This window comes from Saccharopolyspora phatthalungensis, assembly GCF_014203395.1.
GTDB lineage: Bacteria > Actinomycetota > Actinomycetes > Mycobacteriales > Pseudonocardiaceae > Saccharopolyspora > Saccharopolyspora phatthalungensis.
Genome location: NZ_JACHIW010000002.1, coordinates 1,812,938 through 1,830,098, shown reverse-complemented (window position 1 = coordinate 1,830,098; position 17,161 = coordinate 1,812,938). Strand labels below are relative to the sequence as shown.

Below are 17,161 nucleotides of genomic sequence, written 5' to 3'. Positions count from 1 at the left end.
AGGAGCGACAGTGTCAACCGAGGTGCCAAGCGCGTTGCCCGCCTATGCCGACATGCTGCTGCGGCTGGCGACGGACCGGCCGGACGACGACGCGGTGGCGTTCTGCCGCGACCTGATCGACCGCGACGAAATCGACTGGGCGGCGTTCGTCGACGCCGCTGGCCGCCACAAGATCCTTCCCTTGGTGGGCAAGCACATCGCCGGGCACCACCTCGACCGCGGGTACACCCACGACGGCGCGCAGGGCATCCCCTATCCGTGGCTGTACTCCTACACCTACCTGGCCAACCGCCAGCGCAACCTTGCGCTCGCCGACGAGTGCCGCAAGGTGTTCCGCGCGCTCGACGCCGCGGGCCTGCGTTTCGCCGTGCGCAAGGGGTTCGTGGTGGCCGAGCACGCCTACCACGATGTCGGCGCCCGCCGGATCAACGACCTCGACATCCTCATCGAGCGCTCCGACGCGCCCGCCGCGCACGAGGTGCTCGCGCGGATCGGCTATGCGCAGGGCAAGATCGCCGTTGACGGGGACCGGGTCGAGCCGTTCAGCCGCCAGACCCAGATCTTCTGGCGCACCAATCTCAGCAACCAGCTGCCCTACGTCAAGCCGGGCAACCGGCCGGACATCCCGGTCTTCAACGTCGACCTGTGCCACCACATCTTCCAGCCGAAGTCCGGTGTCACCGCCCCGACCGCGGACCTGCTGCGGCGGGCCAGGAAACTGCCGATCTGCGGGGACGACGCGTGGGCGCTCAGCCCGGAGGACCACCTGCTGGACCTGTGCGCCCACCTCTACAAGGAAGCCACGGGCGTGCTGTTCATCAAGGACGGCATGGACATCCAGCTGAGCAAGTTCCTCGACATCGCGCTGACTTGCGCGTCCTACTCGGCCGCCGACTGGCAGCGGTTCTTCGCGCTGGTGGCCGGCTACGGGGCGGAGAAGATCGCCTTCTACTCTCTGCACTTCACCGGCCGGCTCTACCCTGAGGCGGTCCCGGCGCTCGACGAGATCAGGCCGCACGATCTCGGGTACCTCGACGAGTTCGGCCTGCTGGACGGGAAACCGACCCGATGGGAGGTCGGGTTCCCGCAGCGTTTGTTCGCCGTCGAGCGCCGACACGAAGCCGGCGAGTCGGCCGTCCTGCACGACTGACCCGCCACCGAGGAAGAAGGAGAAGGTACGTGGGTGCTGCCAGCTGGCCCGAACCGGCCGAGGCCGCGGTCTTCATCGCTCGAATCGAAAAGGCGCAGGCCGCGCTCGACGAATCCGTCGCCGAGCTGACCGACTCCGAGGCCGCGGCAGCGTCCCGGCTTCCCGGTTGGAGCAGGGGGCACGTGCTGACCCACCTCGCCCGGCACGCCGACGCCACCTCGCGGATGGTCGAAGGAGCGCAACGCGGTGAGCTGGCGCCACAGTACGTCGGCGGGGCGGCGGGCCGGGCCGCCGAGATCGAACGGGGTGCGTCCCGGTCGGCCGCCGAGCTGATCGCGGACCTGCGCGGCGCCGGCGAGCGGTGCGGTCGGGTGCTGCGCTCGACGACACCGCTGCACTGGGCGGAACGCATCGGCAGTTCGGGGGAGTTCCCGGCGACCAAGGCGCTCGTCTCGCGCTGGCGGGAGATCGAGATCCACCGCGTGGACCTCGATCTCGGCTACCACAGCGGCGACTGGTCGGCGGAATTCGTCGAGTTCTTCCTCCCACAGGAGCTCTCCCGGCTCCCCGAACGCGCACCCGGCGTGGCGGCACCGCCCGGGATACCCGATCACGCCGTACTCGCATGGCTGGTGGGCCGCGCGCAGACCGGCGCCGGCATGCCACCGCTGCCCGCGTGGGGCTAAGCGGTACCGGCGCAACGACGAACGGAGAACACATGCTGATTTCGGTGGTCGGAGCCGACGGTGCGGGTAAGTCGACGCTGACGCGGTTGCTCGCGCGACGGTTGACCGAGCTGGGGCGGCCGATCGAGCGGATCGATCGATGGGACATCGTGGACAACCCCGCTTATCCGGCGACGCGCTTCATGCGCCCGGATGTCCCGGACACGCGGCTGTGCGTCGCCGAGATGCCCACCGAGTCGCGCTTCCTGTTCCTCATGTGGTCGATCAGCATGGCGGTGCTGGGCAAGCGCAACCCTTCCGGGTCGGCGACCCTGCTGGACGGCTACTGGATGAAGCACGCCGCCAGCGAGATCGTCTACGGCCTCGACCGGCCCTGGGTGGAGGCGATCACCGCCGGACTGCCGAGCTCGGACGTCGTGCTCTACCTGCGGGTGGATCCGGAGGCGGCGTGGGAGCGCAAGCGGGACGGCGACGTCGTGCCCTACGAGTGCGGGATGGACCCGAACTGCGGTGAACACACTTTCCTCAGCCACCAACGGAAGATCCGCGCCGAGCTGGACTCGTGGGCCGAACGCGACGGGTGGATCGTCGTCGACCCGCATCGTCCGGTGCCCGAGGTGCTCGACGACCTCGTGCGCCGGGCGGAGTCCGCATTAGACGAACACAGCGTGTCGGCCGGCTGAAGGCAGGCGACGGACCAACGGAAAGACAGACATGACACTCGCGAATCCCGTCTCCCGCGCCGACGAGACGTTCCTCGTGCTCAAGGTCGGCGGGAGCCTCGTCTCGGACAAGCGGCGGGCCCGCAACATCGACACTGCCGTCCTGGAGCGGTACGCCAAGCTGGTCGCGGACCTGGCGGTCGAGCACCCCGGCCGGATGGTGTTCGTCGCCGGGGGCGGCGCGTTCGGGCACGGCGCGGTGCGGGACCTCGACGAGAACGACCCGCTGGCCGCGCTCGTGCTGACCGAGGCGACCTTCGCGGTGAAGTGGGCCTGGACGACGGCGTTGCGCGACAACGGAGTCCGGGCCATGCCGCTGCAGCTGGCCGCGACCTGCCTGCTCGACGCGGACCGCGCCGTCCTCCAGCCGGGGGTGCTGCGCCGGGCGCTGGACAAGGGGATCCTGCCGGTGCTCTCCGGTGACAGCCTGCTCACCGACGATGGCGATCTGCGGGTCTTCGGCAGCGACCGGGTGCCCGGGATCGTCCTCGGTCAGGTGTCGACGCCGATCCGGATCGTCACGCTCACCGACGTCCCCGGAGTGCTCACCGGCGGGCCCGGCAGCGACGATGTGCTGCCCTACATCGACCCCGACCTGCCGGAGGCGGCGTTCGCGCACCTGTGGGACAACAGCGCCTGGGACACCAGCGGCTCCATGGGCGGGAAGATCCACGAGCTGACCGAATTCGCCCGGCGCGGCGCGGAATGCCTGATCCTGCGGGGCACCCCGGACGTCGCCAGCCTGCGCTTCCTGCTGTCCCCGGTCGCCGAATGGCCGGCGGACATTTCCTACACCCGAATCGCCAGATCCGAGGAACGTGACCGATGAGCACAGCGTGGACACCGGAATTCGACGCAGTCGTCCGGGCGCACCTACCGGACCTCAGCGCCGAGAGCCCGCTGACACCGGAGCTGTCCCTGGCCGACTGCGGCCTGGACTCGATGGGCATCGTGGCCCTGCTGGTCGCCCTGGAGGAGGCACTTGCGCTGACCTTCCCGGACGAACTGCTGACCCCGGAGACGTTCGCCACGCCGACGAGCCTGTGGACGGCGGTGCAAAAGGCGCCGTCGACGGCGAGCGGCTGAGAACTGGTCGGGCACAGGACAACCGGTGGACTCTGGGGAGGTTTCGGTGACGAACCGCGTGCGCGAGAACGGCGGCCGGCCGCTGTCTTTCGGCCAGGAACGATTGTGGTGGCTCCAGCAGTTGGATCCGGGCAGTGCCACGTACAACATCACCGTGCCGGTGCACTTTCCCGGCGGGGTCCGCGCGGACTGCCTGCGGCGGGCGTTGGCGCGATTGGCCGACCGGCACGCCCTGCTTTCCTCGGCCTACGTCGAGGACACCAATGGGCAGCCCCGCACCCGGCGTGTCGACGGGTTCGCCGTGCCGGTCGAGTGGATCGACGACGACCGGGCACGGGGATGGCGTTGGCACGCCGAGGAAATCGCCCGCGTGCCGTTCGACCTGTCCGCCGCGCCGCCGGTCCGCGCCGCCGTCATCCGGTGCCAGGACGGTTCCGGCGTTGTCGTCCTGGTCCTGCACCATCTGCTCGTCGACGGCTGGTCGATCCGGGTCCTCATCCGCGATCTGGTCGCCCTGTATCGGGCCGCGCTGGAGGGCAGCGAGCCCGCGTTGCCGCCCCTGCACGCCCAATTCGACGATTTCGTCGCCTGGCAGCGGGAGACGCTGACCGATGACGTGGTCGCCGAGCACGTGGATTACTGGCGCGCCGAACTCGACGGGTTCCAGCCCGTCGAGCTGCCGCTGGACCACCCCCGCCCCAAGGCGCCGGCCTACGACGCGGGCAACGTCGAATTCTCCCTCACCGCCGAGGAAACCGCCGCACTCCGGGGTTTCGCGTTGCGGCAGCGGTGCGCGTTTCCCAGCGCGGTGGCGGCAGTGTTTCAGGCACTGCTGGCTGTCTACACCGGCCAGCCGGACATCACGGTCGGGTCGGTGCTCAATGGGCGGGGTCGGCGCGAGTTCGACGACGTGGTGGGGTTTTTCGTCAACACCGTCGTGCTGCGCTCCCGGATCGCCGACTCGACGACGTTCCGCGAGATCGTGCGCGAGGTCCAGCAGAAGCTGACCGCCGCGCAGCAGCACCAGGACGCGCCGTTCGAGCGCGTGGTCGAGGCGGTGCAGCCCGAACGCGATCCCGACCGAAATGCCGTGTTCGACATCGTCTTCGCCCACCACGGAGAGCTGGCCTCGCCACCGGTAGACGCCGCCGCGTCGGGCGAGATCGCGCGGCTGACCTGGTCGGAACCGCTGGCCCGCTTCGACCTCGAACTGTCCACCAGGGTCGTCGACGGCAGGTTGGTCGGCACCTTCAACTACCGGACGGACCTGTTCGAGCACGCCACGATCGCCGCGCTGGCCGACGGCTACGTCCGCCTGGCCCGCGAAGCCCGCACCCAGCCGGACCGGCCGTTGAGCCTGCTCGCCGTCGTCGGCGAGGAGACGCCGCCGGTGGCCGTGGGCGGGGACAGGCCGGTGGTGGCGGAATCTCTGGGCTGGCTGTGGGCCGACCAGGTCCGGCGCAGTCCCCAGGACATCGCGGTGCGCTTCGCCGGGACTCGGCTCAGCTACGCCGAACTCGACGAACGTGCGAACCGGATGGCGCGTTTCCTCCGCGCCGAGGGGGTTGGCACCGAGCAGGTCGTGGCGGTGCTCATGGACCGGTCCGTCGAGCTGGTCGTGGCATTCCTGGCGATCGTCAAGAGCGGAGCGGCCTACCTGCCATTGGCCGCCGACGATCCGATCTCCCGCACCCGGCAGGTGCTGGCCGAGACCGACGCGTCGATCCTGCTGGTCGGCACCGGCCAGTCCGGGCACGCCCTGGTCCGCGAGGCGGCCGGCGGCCCCCGGACCGCCGTCGTGGACGACCAACTCTTTGCCCGGTTCTCCGCGGACAACCTGCGGATCGAGGTCCATCCGGACAACGCCGCGTACGTGATGTACACGTCCGGATCGACGGGGCGTCCCAAGGGCGTCATCGTCAGCCACCGTGCGATCGCCGAGCTGGCGTTCGACGGCCGCTGGACGCGCCCGGAGCAGGTGCTGATGCATTCCCCGCACACCTTCGACGCGTCGACATTCGAAATGTGGGTGCCGTTGTTGCGCGGCGGAAGCGTGGTCATCGCGGCGCAACGCTCGCTGGATCCGGCGGCGTTGCGGCGAGCGGTGACCGAGGACGGGGTGACCTGCGCATGGCTGACCGCCGGGCTTTTCCGGGTTTTCGCCGAGGAATCGCCCGAGTCCTTCCGAGGGCTGCGCCAGGTGTGGACCGGCGGTGACGTCGTCGCGCCCCATGCGGTCGCAGCCGTGCTGGAGAACTGCCCGGACGTTGTGATCGCCAACGGCTATGGGCCCACCGAGACCACGACCTTCGCGACCTCGCACACCGTCACCCGGCCTTTCGAGCCGCGCCAGGGCGTGCCGATCGGGCTTGCGCTGGACAACACCCGGTGCTACGTGCTGGGGCCCGGGCTTCAACGCCTGCCGCGCGGAGCCGTCGGCGAGCTTTACATCGCGGGCACCGGTCTCGCGCGAGGCTACTTCGGCCGACCCGATCTGACGGCCGAACGCTTCGTCGCCGATCCCTACGGCCCGCCCGCAAGCCGCATGTACCGCACCGGCGACCTGGTTCGCGCCGACCCCGACGGCCGGCTCCGCTTCGTCGGGCGTGCGGACGACCAGGTCAAGATTCGCGGCTTCCGGATCGAGACCGGCGAGATCGAAGCGGTACTGGCCGCCTGCCCCGGCGTGGCACAGGCCGCGGTGGCGGTCCGCGAAGACGTCCCCGGCGACAAGCGCCTGATCGGCTATGTCGTGGCCCCGACCTTGCCGGACCTGCGGGCGTTCGCGGCGGAGCGTCTGCCGCGATACATGGTGCCGGACGCGTTCGTCCTCGTGGACGCCTTGCCCTTGACCGCCAACGGAAAGCTCGACCGCCGGGCGTTGCCCGCGCCCGACACCCCGGCAGGTGCCCGGACCACCCGCGCTCCGCGCTCACTGCGCGAGGAGGTCATTTGCACCGTCTACGCCGAGGTGCTCGGCGTGGACGCGGTCGGCGTCGACGACGATTTCTTCGCCCTCGGTGGGCATTCCCTCATGGCGACCAGGATGCTCAGCCGCATCCGCGCGTTGTTCGGGGTCGCCCTCGGCGTCCGGGCGGTCTTCGAGCACCCGACGCCGGCCGGGCTTGCCGCCGCCATCGATTCCGCCGCCGGAGACCGGTGTGTCCTGACCCGGCGGACGCGGCCACCGAGAATCCCGCTGTCCCCAGCGCAGCGGCGGTTGTGGTTCATCGACCAGACCCACGGACCCAACGCCCTCTACAACATTCCGGTCGGCCTGCGGCTCACCGGCGAGCTCGACCACGCCGCGCTGGAAGCGGCGCTGGGCGACGTCGTCGCGCGGCACGAAACGCTTCGGACGGCGTTCCCGTCCGTCGACGGAGAACCCCACCAGCGCATTTTCCCCGCCGAGGACATCGCCGTCGCGCTTGCGGTTACGGACGTCGACGAAGCGTCGTTACCCGACGCGCTCACCTCGGCCGCGCGCCACACCTTCGACCTGACGGCCGACATTCCGCTGCGCGCCTGGCTGTTCCGCCTCGCACCGCAGGAACACGTCCTGTTGCTGCTGATCCACCACATCGCCGGTGACGGCTGGTCGCTGGCCCCGCTCGCCAAGGACCTGTCGGCCGCGTACCAGGCACGACTCGACGGCGGCGAACCGGACTGGCCAGCGCTCCCGGTCCAATACGCCGACTATGTCCTGTGGCAGGACGACGTCCTGGGCAGCGAGGACGATTCGGACAGCGTCACCGCACGCCAGTCCCGGTTCTGGCGGGACGCGCTGGCGGGACTCCCCGACGAGTTGGCGTTGCCCCTCGACCGGCCGCGCAGCGCCGAACTCGACACCGCCGGGGACGAGGTGCCGATTCACCTCCCGCCGGACGCGCACGCCCGGTTGCGGGAGGTGGCCCGAGCCGCGCAGGCGACCACGTCGATGGCGCTGCAAGCCGGTCTCGCGGTCCTGCTGTCCCGCTCCGGGGCGGGGGAGGACGTGCCGATCGGCGGCGTGGTGGCCGGGCGCGGCGACGGTGCGCTCGACGACTTGGTCGGCTTCTTCGTCAACACCCAGGTCCTGCGCTACGACCTCTCCGGGGCACCCACGTTCCAGGAATTGCTCGCTCGCGTGCGCGAAACCGATCTCGCCGCCTACGACAACCAGGACCTGCCGTTCGAGCGGATCGTCGAGATCGCGAACCCGGCGCGGTCGCTGTCCCGGCATCCGCTGTTCCAGGTGATGCTGGCCTCGCAGAACACCATCGACCGGGACTTCGAGATGCCGGGATTGCGTGTCGAGACGGTGCGCGCGGCCGTGGGCACCGCCAAGTTCGACCTCAGCTTCAACCTCTCGGAGTCGCTGTCCGAGGATGGGCTCGCGGCCGGCGTCGACGGCGTGCTGGAGTTCAGCACCGCCCTGTTTGACCACACGACCGCGCAACGGCTCGCGGACCGGTTCGTGCTGCTGCTCGAACGGCTGGCGCAGGCCCCGGACCGTCCGATCACCGAGGTCAGCCTGCATACCGAGGAAGAACTGCGTCAGCTCGCGGTCTGGAACGACACGGCCGTGCCGGTTCGGGAAACAACGCTGCGACAACTCATTGCGGAGCAGGCCGCGCGCACCCCCGAGGCAACGGCCGTGACGACCGAGGACCGTAGCCTCTCGTACGCCGAACTGAACGCGCACGCCAACCAGCTGGCCCGGCTGCTCGTCGCGCGCGGAGCCGGGCCGGAAAAGGTCGTCGCCGTGGCGGTGCCGCGCTCGCTCGAACTCGTGGTGGCGCTGGTCGCCGTGATCAATGCCGGTGCCGCGTACCTCCCGATCGATCCGGACCTGCCCGCCGGGCGGATCACGATGATGCTCGACGACGCACAGCCGTTGGCGGTCATCGGTGTGACCGAGACGATCGGACTGCTGGGCGAGCATCGCGACCGCGCGCTCATCCTCGATGACCCCGCCACGACTGCCGAACTGGCCGCATCCCCTGACGGCATCGAGGCAGCCGACGGGTTGTCCCCCTCGGCACCGGCCTACGTCATCTACACCTCCGGTTCCACCGGGCGTCCCAAAGGGGTCGTCGTCGACCATCGGGCGATCACCAACCGCCTGCTGTGGATGCAACACGAGTTCGGGCTGGCCGAGCAGGACCGGGTGCTCCAGAAAACGCCGTGCGGCTTCGACGTTTCCGTCTGGGAGTTCTTCTGGCCGTTGATGTGCGGCGCCACGCTCGTCGTCGCCAAGCCGGGCGGCCATCGGGACCCCGCCTACCTGGCCGAGGTGATCCGCGAACATGCGGTCACGACAACGCATTTCGTGCCCTCGATGCTGCACGCTTTCCTCGCCGAACCCACCGCGGCCGAATGCACCGGCCTGAGCCGGGTGATCTGCAGCGGCGAAGCGCTGCCCGCGGACGTCCAGGAGCGCTTCTTCGCGACCCTGCCCGCGTCGCTGCACAACCTCTACGGCCCCACCGAAGCCGCCGTCGACGTGACCTCCTGGGCCTGCGACCCTGCGGCGCGCAACCACCACGTGCCCATCGGAGCACCGGTGTGGAACACCACGACCCACGTTCTGGACGACGCGCTGCGCGAAGTCCCGATCGGCGTCCCCGGTGAGCTCTACCTCGCCGGTGTGCAACTGGCGCGCTGCTACCTGGGCCGTCCCGACCTCACCGCGGAACGGTTCGTCGCCAACCCCTTCGGTCCGCCCGGATCGCGGATGTACCGCACCGGAGACCTCGTCCGGCGCAACGCCTCGGGCGACCTGATCTTCCTGGGGCGCGTGGACGACCAGGTGAAGATCCGCGGCGTCCGGATCGAACTCGACGAGATCACCGCGGCGCTGACCGGACACGAGAGCGTCGACCAGGCGGCCACCATCGTCCGCGCGGACGAGCAGCGGCTGACCGCCTACCTCGTCCCGAGCGAAGACTCCGCGGGACCGGTGCTGCGAATGGCCAGGCTGCGGCGGTCCGGTCGCCTCGATGGCCTCGCATGCCACCGGATGCCCGACGGCACGGCGTTCGTGGGGCGCGGCAAGGCCGAGATCGAGTTTCTGCACCAGGAGATCTTCCAGCGGCAGGAGTACCTGCGCCACGGGGTGCGCATCAGCGACGGGGCCACGGTCTTCGACATCGGTGCGCACGTCGGACTGTTCTCCACCTTCGCCGCCCAACAAGCCGAGAACGTGACGGTCTACGCGTTCGAACCCATTCCGGCGCTGTTCTCCGAGCTAGCCCTCAACACCGAACTCCACGGCGTGCAGGCACAGCTGTTCCCGTGTGGGATGGCCGAAAAACCCGGCGAGGCGACGTTCACCTTCTATCCCGAACTGTCCATGCTCTCGGGTCGGTTCGGCGAGCAAACCGAAGACCGCGCGCTGGTCGACGGCTACCTCCGCCACGGCACAAGTTCCTCGGATCAGGCCGACCTCGCCGAGCTGATCTCCGCGCGGCTGGCCGACCGGCAGGACGTGACGTGCCAGTTGCGGACCGTCTCCGACGTCATCGACGAGCACGACGTGGCACGCATCGACCTGCTCAAGATCGACGCCGAGAAGAGCGAGCTCGAAGTCCTGCGCGGCATCCGGGAGGAGCACTGGCCCCGGATCCACCAGGTCGTCGTCGAGGTCCACGACGTCGAGGGCCGGGCCGAGGAGGTCACCGCGCTGCTGACCGGCCACGGATTCGTGGTGGGCACCGATATCTCCGCGGAACTCGCCGAAACGGCACTGGTCAACATCTTCGCGACCCGGACGCCGGCGCAAGCGCCCCGACCGCGCGTGGCGCGGCGGACGAAGTGGACCGCCGCGGAGGACCTGGTCGCCGATGTCCGGCGCGGCCTGAGCACCCGGCTACCCGAGTACATGGTGCCCTCGGACATCGTGGTCCTGGACCGGTTGCCGTTGTCGCCCAACGGGAAACTCGACCGCAAGGCGCTGCCGGCCCCGCAACGCTCGTCCGGCCCCGGCTACCGCGCGCCGGCCACGCCGCGAGAACAACTGCTGTGCGCACTGTTCGCCGAAGTGCTGAAGCTGGAACGCATCGGCGTCGAGGACAATTTCTTCGAGCTTGGCGGGCACTCCCTGCTGGCGGCCCGCCTGGCTGGCGTCATCCGGGCGGTGCTCGCCGTCCCCGTCTCGGCGGCAGCGCTGTTCAAAGCGCCGACCGTGGCGAGCCTGAACCGGCTGCTCGACGGGGACGAGCCGGACAACGCGCACGCCGTTCTGCTGCCCCTGCGCGAAAACGGGAGCGGCGCACCGGTGTTCTTCATCCACCCCGGGGTCGGACTGAGCTGGTGCTATGTCGGTTTCGCCCGGCACCTACCGTCCGAGATCCCGCTGTACGCGCTCCAGACCCCGGCATGGGGAGAAGGCTCTCCCGAATACCGGGGGTTGGCCGACATGGCCGCCGACTACGTCGAGCGGATTCGCAAGATCCAACCCACGGGGCCCTACCGGCTCGCCGGGTGGTCGTTCGGCGGTAACGTCGCCCATGAGATGGCCGCCTTGCTCCAGGGCGCAGGTGAACACGTCGCCCTGCTCGCGCTGATCGACGGCTATCCGTATGCCGGGGAGCCCGGGAGCAGCGACGGTGACCGCGCGGCCGAAGTCCTGGAACAGTCCATCGTGGACACGGTGCGGACCGAACATCTCGGTCGGCAGGCCGCCGGTGCCCTCAGCGAGACCCAGCTTGCCCGAGCCGTGGACATCGTGGTCAGCAACACGAGGCTCGCGAAACGCCACGAACCCGGAACGTACCGCGGCCGATTGCTGTTCTTCCGGGCGCAGGGCCATCCCGACGTCGCTCACCTTCGGCCGCACGCATGGGCCGCCCACGTCGACGGTGACATCGTCGTCCACGACGTCGACTCCGGCCACCACGGAATGCTCGACCCAGAGCCGTTGTCCGACATCGCTCGGGTCATGGCGGCGGAACTCGACGTCTGAGGACCGACGCCGGGTCGGGGAGTGGGGCCCGGGAATGGACCAGCTCAACGGCGGCGACCCCAACAGTGGCGATCTCAGCAGCGGCGACTCGGTCAGCCGCCGCGGCGGGCGAGTGTCGCGATCCGCAGATCTCGCGCCCTCGTCTGGTGCGCCGTCATCTCCGCGCGCGCCTTCTCCGCGTCACGGTCCCGGACCGCTTCGAGGATCCGGCGGTGCTCGTGGCTGATCAGCTCCAGGTTGTCCGGCGCCGAGGTGGATGTCGAATCGTGGGCGGCGAGCCGTGTTTCCAAGCCGTCGAGCAGCCTGCTGATGGTGCTGTTGCGGCCGGCTGCCCGCAGCGCGAGGTGGAACTCGTGGTCCAGCCGGAGCCGGTCGGCGGTGTCCTTGGCCTGTCGCGATTGTTCGAGCAGATGCTCCAGCCGGGCGAGATCCAGTTCCGAGGCGTGCCGCGCGGCCGCCTGGGTCGCGGCGGCGTCGAGCGCGATGCGCGCGTCGCAGATCTCCAGGATCTCCTCCGCCGAGCGCAGTGGGACGAGATAGCCCGCCACCGTGCGTTCCACGAGTCCTTCCAGTTCGAGGCGACTGAGCGCTTCCCGCACCGGTGACCGCGAGACGCCCAGCTCCCCGGCGAGGCCGCTGGAGGTCAAGGTGCTGCCCGGCGCGAGCTCGCCGCCCAGGATGCGCCCGCGGATCGCCCGGTAGGGCGTCGTGTCGCCCACCGAAGCGGAAGCAGAGATCGCCATGCCCTTCATTCTGACCTACCCGGGAAACCGTCGACAGCTGTCGACAGCCGCATTCATGTGCCGTCGATCGCATTGACACGTCGGCATCGCATCGGGAAGGTAGTGGTCATGAGCGACCACGCCGAGCTGCTGTTCACCAGCCGTCGGCATATCGACCTGATGCGCACCGCCGGCGACTTCTGTCGCTGAGCCGCGGTGGCGCTTTCGTGCGCTTTCGCCGCTTCCCGGCCCCCTTTACCCGGTTCTCTGTCCCGGTTCTCTTTACCGGTTCTCCTTGCCGGTTCTCCTTTCCCGAAGGCTGCGAGATGCCCGAACCCGTACTCGCGGCGGATGCTGCTCCGCCGTCTTCCCCGCCGGTGCCCGCCGCGCCGCGCCGCGCTCGGACCCGCCTGCTGTGGCGCGCAGGACTGCCGTGGCTGGTGCCTGTCGTCCTGCTGGTGGTGTGGCAGACCGGCTCGTCCAGCGGGCTGATCCCGGATGAGGTGCTGCCGCCGATCAGCGACGTGCTCGACGTCGGCCGCTACCTGGCCGGCACCGGCGAATTGCCACGCCACCTCGTGATCTCCCTGCGGCGCATCGCGATCGGTTTCGGCGTCGGGGCGACGGCCGGGCTGGTGCTGGGCTTCGCGGTCGGCATGTCGCGGCTCGCGGACGGCCTGTTCGACCGGTCGCTGCAGATGGTGCGGACGATCCCGCATCTGGCGTTGGTGCCGTTGATGATCGCCTGGTTCGGCATCGGCGAACTGCCGAAGGTGTTGCTGGTAGCGCTCGGCACGCTGTTCCCAGTCTATCTCAACACGGTCAACGGAATCCGTGGCGTGGAGCCCAAACTGATCGAGCTTGGCCGGTCCTACGGCCTCGGCGGGTTCGGCGTGATCCGCAGGGTCGTGGTGCCGGGCGCGCTGCCGTCGATCCTGACCGGCATCCGTTACGCGCTGGGCGTGGCCTGGCTGACGCTTGTGGTGGCCGAAACGATCGCCTCGCGCGACGGGATCGGCTTTCTCGCGCAGAACGCGCGCGAATTGCTGCGCACCGACCAGATCGTGCTCGCGGTCCTGCTGTATGCCATCGCCGGGTTCCTCGCCGACGCGGTGATCCGCGGGATCGAGCGGCTCACCTTGCCCTGGCATCCCCACTTCCGGCGAGGAGCGTAGGCATGACAACGACGGTGCGCCTGCGCGGACTCGCCAAGACCTACGACCGTCCCGTACTCACCGATCTCGATCTTGACGTCGAGGCGGGCTCTTTCGTGTCGCTGATCGGCGCGAGCGGCACGGGCAAGTCGACTTTGCTCCGTTTGGTCGCCGGGCTTGAACGGGCCGACAGCGGCGAGATCGGCCTCGCCCAGCCGGCGGGCGGCCCGTCGCGAGTGCGCACGATGTTCCAGGAAGACCGGTTGTTGCCGTGGCTGCGCGTCGCGGCGAACGTGCGGCTGGGCCTGCCGCGTTCGGCGGATGTGGGCGGGTTGCTGGAGGCGGTCGGGCTCGCCGGGCGGCACCGCGCCTGGCCCGCGGACCTGTCCGGCGGCCAGCGCCAGCGCGTCGCTCTCGCCCGCGCGCTGGCCCACCGGCCGGACCTGCTGTTGCTGGACGAGCCGTTCGGCGCGCTCGACGCGCTCACCCGTGTCCGCATGCAGTTGCTGCTCGAAAGGCTTTGGCAGGAGCGCGGCAGCACCGTGCTGCTAGTGACCCACGATGTGGACGAGGCGCTCGCGTTGTCCGACCGCGTGCTCGTGCTTGCCGGCGGCCGGATCGTCCGTGACCTGGCCGTCGACCTACCTCGTCCCCGGCGGCGCGGCGACGAGCGGATCTCGCGGTGGCGCGACGAACTGCTCGACGAACTGCTCACGCAGGAAGCCGCCACCGCCCCATGACCGCCACTGCCCCATGACTCCCACCTTTCCTTCCCCGAACGGAGTTCTTCCCATGTCTGCAACGCTTTCGCGGCGCCGGTTGCTCGGCCTGAGCGGGGCCGGGGCGGCGGCGCTCGTCCTCGCCGCCTGCGGCTCCTCCTCCGGCGGCCCGGTCGGCACCGGAACCCAGTCCGCGCCCTCGGCGCTCCGGTACGCGGTGATCGGCGACGGCCGGGTCGGCATCCCGGCCGCGCTGCGCGCCAAGCTCGGCGGTGTCGACCTCGGAGCCGCGCTCGGCGGCGTGCCGGTCACCTGGCAGCCCGGCTTCACCGCCTCGCTGCCGGTGATGGAGGCGCTCAAGGCCGGGGAGATCGACTTCACCTTCGCCACCGCCACCGCGGTGATCTACGGTGTCGGCGGCAAGGTTCCGCTGGTGCCGCTGGCCGCGTTCCCGCTGCCCGGCAACGAGGTGGACATCCTGGTGCCGAAGGGCTCGCCGATCACCGGCGCGGCCGACCTGCGCGGCAAGCGGGTCGCCGACCAGCAGGGCACCACAGGCACCTACAGCCTGATCAAGTATCTGGAGACCGCGGGCCTGACGCTCCGGGACGTCCAGTACCAAAACCTTGCCGCCGCCGACGCGGAAGCCGCGTTCGCGAACGGCTCGGTGGACGCGTGGATCAGCTGGCAGCCGCAGATCGAACTTGCCAAGCGCCGCCACGATGCGGTCGCGCTGCCCGGCGTGCGGACCTACGACTACGCGTACTTCGTCACCAGCGAGGCGTTCGCCGAGTCGCACCTGGACACCGCGGTTCAGGCGGTGAAGGTGGTCCGCGACGCGCAGAACTGGCTCAACGCCAACCCGGACGCTGCGGTACAGGCATTCGCGGCCGCGGGCGGGTTCGGCAACGACCAGCTGACGCAGCAGGTCTACCGGGACCTGATCGTCGCGCGGCGGCTTTCGGAGTCTCTGGCGGGCCCGCGGCTCGGACCGGTCGCCGACGCCGCGGCGGCAAGCACCCAGGAACTGGCGGACAACTTCCATGCGCTCGGGGTCTACCCACAGCAGATCGCGGTCCGGGACTGGCTCACCGACAGCCGTTTCGGCCACGTCAAGAAGGCGGTATCCGATGTCCTCGCCTGAACGGCAGCTGCACCTCGCCGCGTTCGTCACCGCCGGCCCCGGACGGCCCGGCGGGTGGCGGCACCCGGATTCGGTCTCCGACTGGCGTTCGGCGGCCTACTACCAGCGGATCGGGCGCACCCTGGAACGGGCGAAGTTCGACCTGATCTTCTTCGCCGACATCCTCGCCGTGCCCTACCGCTACGGCGACTCGCTCGATCCGCAACTGCGCTACGGCGCCCTCGGCTCGATGCGGCTGGACCCGACGCCAGTCCTGGGCACGATCGCGGGCGTCACCGAGCATCTCGGCCTGGCCGCCACGGTGTCGACCACCTACGTCGAGCCGTTCGCCGTGGCACGCTCGTTCGCCACGCTCGACCACCTGTCCAACGGCCGGTCCGCGTGGAACATCGTGACCTCCTTCCAGGACGCTGAGGCCCGCAACTTCGGCAAGGACAGCCACCTCGACCGCGCGCAGCGCTACCGCCGCGCCGAGGAGTTCCTTCAGGTCACCGCGAAACTGTGGGACAGCTGGGAGGACGACGCGCTGGTCCTCGACCCGCAGGTGCCGGTGTTCGCCGATCCGGAGCGGGTGCACCGCGTGGATCACCACGGCGAGTGGTTCGACGTGCAGGGGCCGCTCAACGTGGCACGGCCACCGCAGGGCTACCCGGTGCTGATCCAGGCCGGCGCCTCGCCTTCGGGGCGGGACTTCGCCGCCCGGTGGGCCGACGTGATCTTCTGCAGCCACGCTTCGCTGGACGCGGCGAAGGACTTCTACGCCGACATCAAGGGCCGCGCCGCCGCGCACGGTCGAGACCCGGGCCAGATCAAGATCCTGCCCGCGATCACCCCCGTGGTCGCCGAGACCACCGAAGCCGCGAAGGAGAAGACACGGCGGCTGGCCGACCTCGTGGTCGCCGAGGCCGGACTGTCCACATTGTCCTATCACTTGGACATCGACCTCGCACCGTTCCCGCATGACGAGGCGCTGCCCGAAATGGACGTGCCGGGGGTGCAGGGCCACTACGAGGAGGTTCGCGAGCTGACCGAGAAGCACGGGATGACGCTGCGCGAGCTGGGAAAGCAGTACGGCGGCACGCACGAGGGCGATTTCTCCGGCACGCCCTCGGAGGTGGCCGACACGCTGGAGCAGTGGTTCACCGAGGGCGGCTGCGACGGGTTCACCGTCAGCGCGGTCTATCAGCCCGGCGCCTTCGACGAATTCGGCGAGCAAGTGGTGCCTCACCTGCAAAAGCGTGGGCTGTTCCGCACCCAGTACACCGGCTCGACCCTGCGCGACAACCTCGGCCTGGACCGGCCGGCCAGCGGCGACTGGCGCAAGCGCGCGGTTCACGAGGAGGGCCGGTGACAAACGCACAGGACCGGATCACCGCCGTCTCCGGCACGCTGACCGCGACGGAGGGTCGTTTCCTGCTCAGCGCGGGCGCGAACCATTTCGTCTCCGATGCGCGCACCGGACCAGGTGAGGCGGTGACCGCGGGGCAACTGTTCATTTCGGCCGCGGTCTCCTGCGCCCTGACGAACGTCTACCTGCACGGCCGCGAGCTCGGCGCCGACCTGACCGGCGCTTTGGTGACCGCGCAATCCGAACGCGACCCCGAGGACCCCACGCGGTACCGATCGGTGGAGCTGAGCGTATCGCTGCCACACGTCCGGAAGGCGGCGGCCCAGGAGATCGTGCACCGGTTCACCAGCACCTGCCCGATCTACAACACCATCCGCCGCGGCGGGAACATCGAGGTGACGTTGCTGACGCAGGAGTGAAGCGAGCCACCGTGGCCGAGCTGCCCCGCCGTTGCTTTCGACTAGGGCCCTGCCTGCCGGAGCCGC

General features: G+C 69.9%; 13 protein-coding genes. 12 read left to right on the top strand and 1 reads right to left on the bottom strand.

Annotated features, from left to right (window positions below):
* Window positions 1-10: 10 nt before the first annotated feature.
* The 6 genes from BJ970_RS34225 to BJ970_RS34200 are packed head-to-tail and all read left to right on the top strand — an operon-like array spanning window position 11 to window position 11,589.
* On the top strand, window positions 11-1,150 hold the full coding sequence (locus BJ970_RS34225) for a nucleotidyltransferase domain-containing protein (protein WP_184731929.1): 1,140 nt from the start codon (window positions 11-13) through the stop codon (window positions 1,148-1,150).
* Between the two features lie 29 nt (window positions 1,151-1,179).
* Window positions 1,180-1,836, top strand: a complete 657-nt coding sequence (locus BJ970_RS34220; protein WP_184731928.1) for a maleylpyruvate isomerase N-terminal domain-containing protein — start codon at window positions 1,180-1,182, stop codon at window positions 1,834-1,836.
* 32 nt (window positions 1,837-1,868) lie between these two features.
* Window positions 1,869-2,519, top strand: a complete 651-nt coding sequence (locus BJ970_RS34215; protein ID WP_184731927.1) for a dTMP kinase — start codon at window positions 1,869-1,871, stop codon at window positions 2,517-2,519.
* Between the two features lie 31 nt (window positions 2,520-2,550).
* A complete protein-coding gene (locus BJ970_RS34210) occupies window positions 2,551-3,387 on the top strand; it encodes an amino acid kinase family protein (protein ID WP_184731926.1) in 837 nt (278 codons plus the stop codon).
* Window positions 3,384-3,644 (top strand): acyl carrier protein, encoded by a 261-nt coding sequence (locus tag BJ970_RS34205; RefSeq protein ID WP_184731924.1) that lies wholly within the window; start codon window positions 3,384-3,386, stop codon window positions 3,642-3,644. The genes BJ970_RS34210 and BJ970_RS34205 overlap by 4 nt, the downstream gene beginning before the upstream one ends.
* A 46-nt stretch (window positions 3,645-3,690) precedes the next feature.
* A complete protein-coding gene (locus BJ970_RS34200; protein WP_184731922.1) occupies window positions 3,691-11,589 on the top strand; it encodes a non-ribosomal peptide synthetase in 7,899 nt (2,632 codons plus the stop codon).
* 92 nt (window positions 11,590-11,681) lie between these two features.
* Here the strand turns inward: BJ970_RS34200 and BJ970_RS34195 are convergent, their stop codons facing one another.
* Window positions 11,682-12,332, bottom strand: a complete 651-nt coding sequence (locus BJ970_RS34195) for a GntR family transcriptional regulator (protein ID WP_184731920.1) — start codon at window positions 12,330-12,332, stop codon at window positions 11,682-11,684.
* A 72-nt stretch (window positions 12,333-12,404) separates the two neighbouring features.
* On the opposite strand from BJ970_RS34195, the gene BJ970_RS39770 reads away from it, so the two are divergent.
* The 6 genes from BJ970_RS39770 to BJ970_RS38550 all read left to right on the top strand — a co-directional run bounded on the left by BJ970_RS39770 (window position 12,405) and on the right by BJ970_RS38550 (window position 17,095).
* Window positions 12,405-12,521 carry a putative leader peptide gene (locus tag BJ970_RS39770; protein WP_312864601.1) on the top strand — a complete coding sequence of 39 codons (117 nt, stop codon included), beginning with the start codon at window positions 12,405-12,407 and terminating at the stop codon, window positions 12,519-12,521.
* A gap of 293 nt (window positions 12,522-12,814) precedes the next feature.
* Complete coding sequence (locus tag BJ970_RS34190; RefSeq protein WP_221468386.1) at window positions 12,815-13,486, top strand: ABC transporter permease subunit; 672 nt, start codon at window positions 12,815-12,817, stop codon at window positions 13,484-13,486.
* A 2-nt stretch (window positions 13,487-13,488) separates the two neighbouring features.
* Window positions 13,489-14,205, top strand: coding sequence for an ABC transporter ATP-binding protein (locus BJ970_RS34185; protein WP_184731916.1), 717 nt, complete (start codon window positions 13,489-13,491; stop codon window positions 14,203-14,205).
* 52 nt (window positions 14,206-14,257) lie between these two features.
* A complete protein-coding gene (locus BJ970_RS34180) occupies window positions 14,258-15,328 on the top strand; it encodes an NrtA/SsuA/CpmA family ABC transporter substrate-binding protein (protein ID WP_184731914.1) in 1,071 nt (356 codons plus the stop codon).
* On the top strand, window positions 15,315-16,679 hold the full coding sequence (locus BJ970_RS34175) for an LLM class flavin-dependent oxidoreductase (RefSeq protein ID WP_184731912.1): 1,365 nt from the start codon (window positions 15,315-15,317) through the stop codon (window positions 16,677-16,679). Before BJ970_RS34180 ends, BJ970_RS34175 begins: the two co-directional genes overlap by 14 nt.
* Window positions 16,676-17,095 (top strand): OsmC family protein, encoded by a 420-nt coding sequence (locus BJ970_RS38550; protein WP_184731910.1) that lies wholly within the window; start codon window positions 16,676-16,678, stop codon window positions 17,093-17,095. Before BJ970_RS34175 ends, BJ970_RS38550 begins: the two co-directional genes overlap by 4 nt.
* Window positions 17,096-17,161: the final 66 nt, after the last annotated feature.

Coding starts and splice junctions, on each gene's coding strand:
- BJ970_RS34215 (WP_184731927.1), top strand. CDS start 1,869: ATGCTGATTTCGGTGGTCGGAGCCGACGGTGCGGGTAAGTCGACGCTG.
- BJ970_RS34210 (WP_184731926.1), top strand. CDS start 2,551: ATGACACTCGCGAATCCCGTCTCCCGCGCCGACGAGACGTTCCTCGTG.
- BJ970_RS34205 (WP_184731924.1), top strand. CDS start 3,384: ATGAGCACAGCGTGGACACCGGAATTCGACGCAGTCGTCCGGGCGCAC.
- BJ970_RS34195 (WP_184731920.1), bottom strand. CDS start 12,332: ATGGCGATCTCTGCTTCCGCTTCGGTGGGCGACACGACGCCCTACCGG.
- BJ970_RS34185 (WP_184731916.1), top strand. CDS start 13,489: ATGACAACGACGGTGCGCCTGCGCGGACTCGCCAAGACCTACGACCGT.
- BJ970_RS34180 (WP_184731914.1), top strand. CDS start 14,258: ATGTCTGCAACGCTTTCGCGGCGCCGGTTGCTCGGCCTGAGCGGGGCC.
- BJ970_RS34175 (WP_184731912.1), top strand. CDS start 15,315: ATGTCCTCGCCTGAACGGCAGCTGCACCTCGCCGCGTTCGTCACCGCC.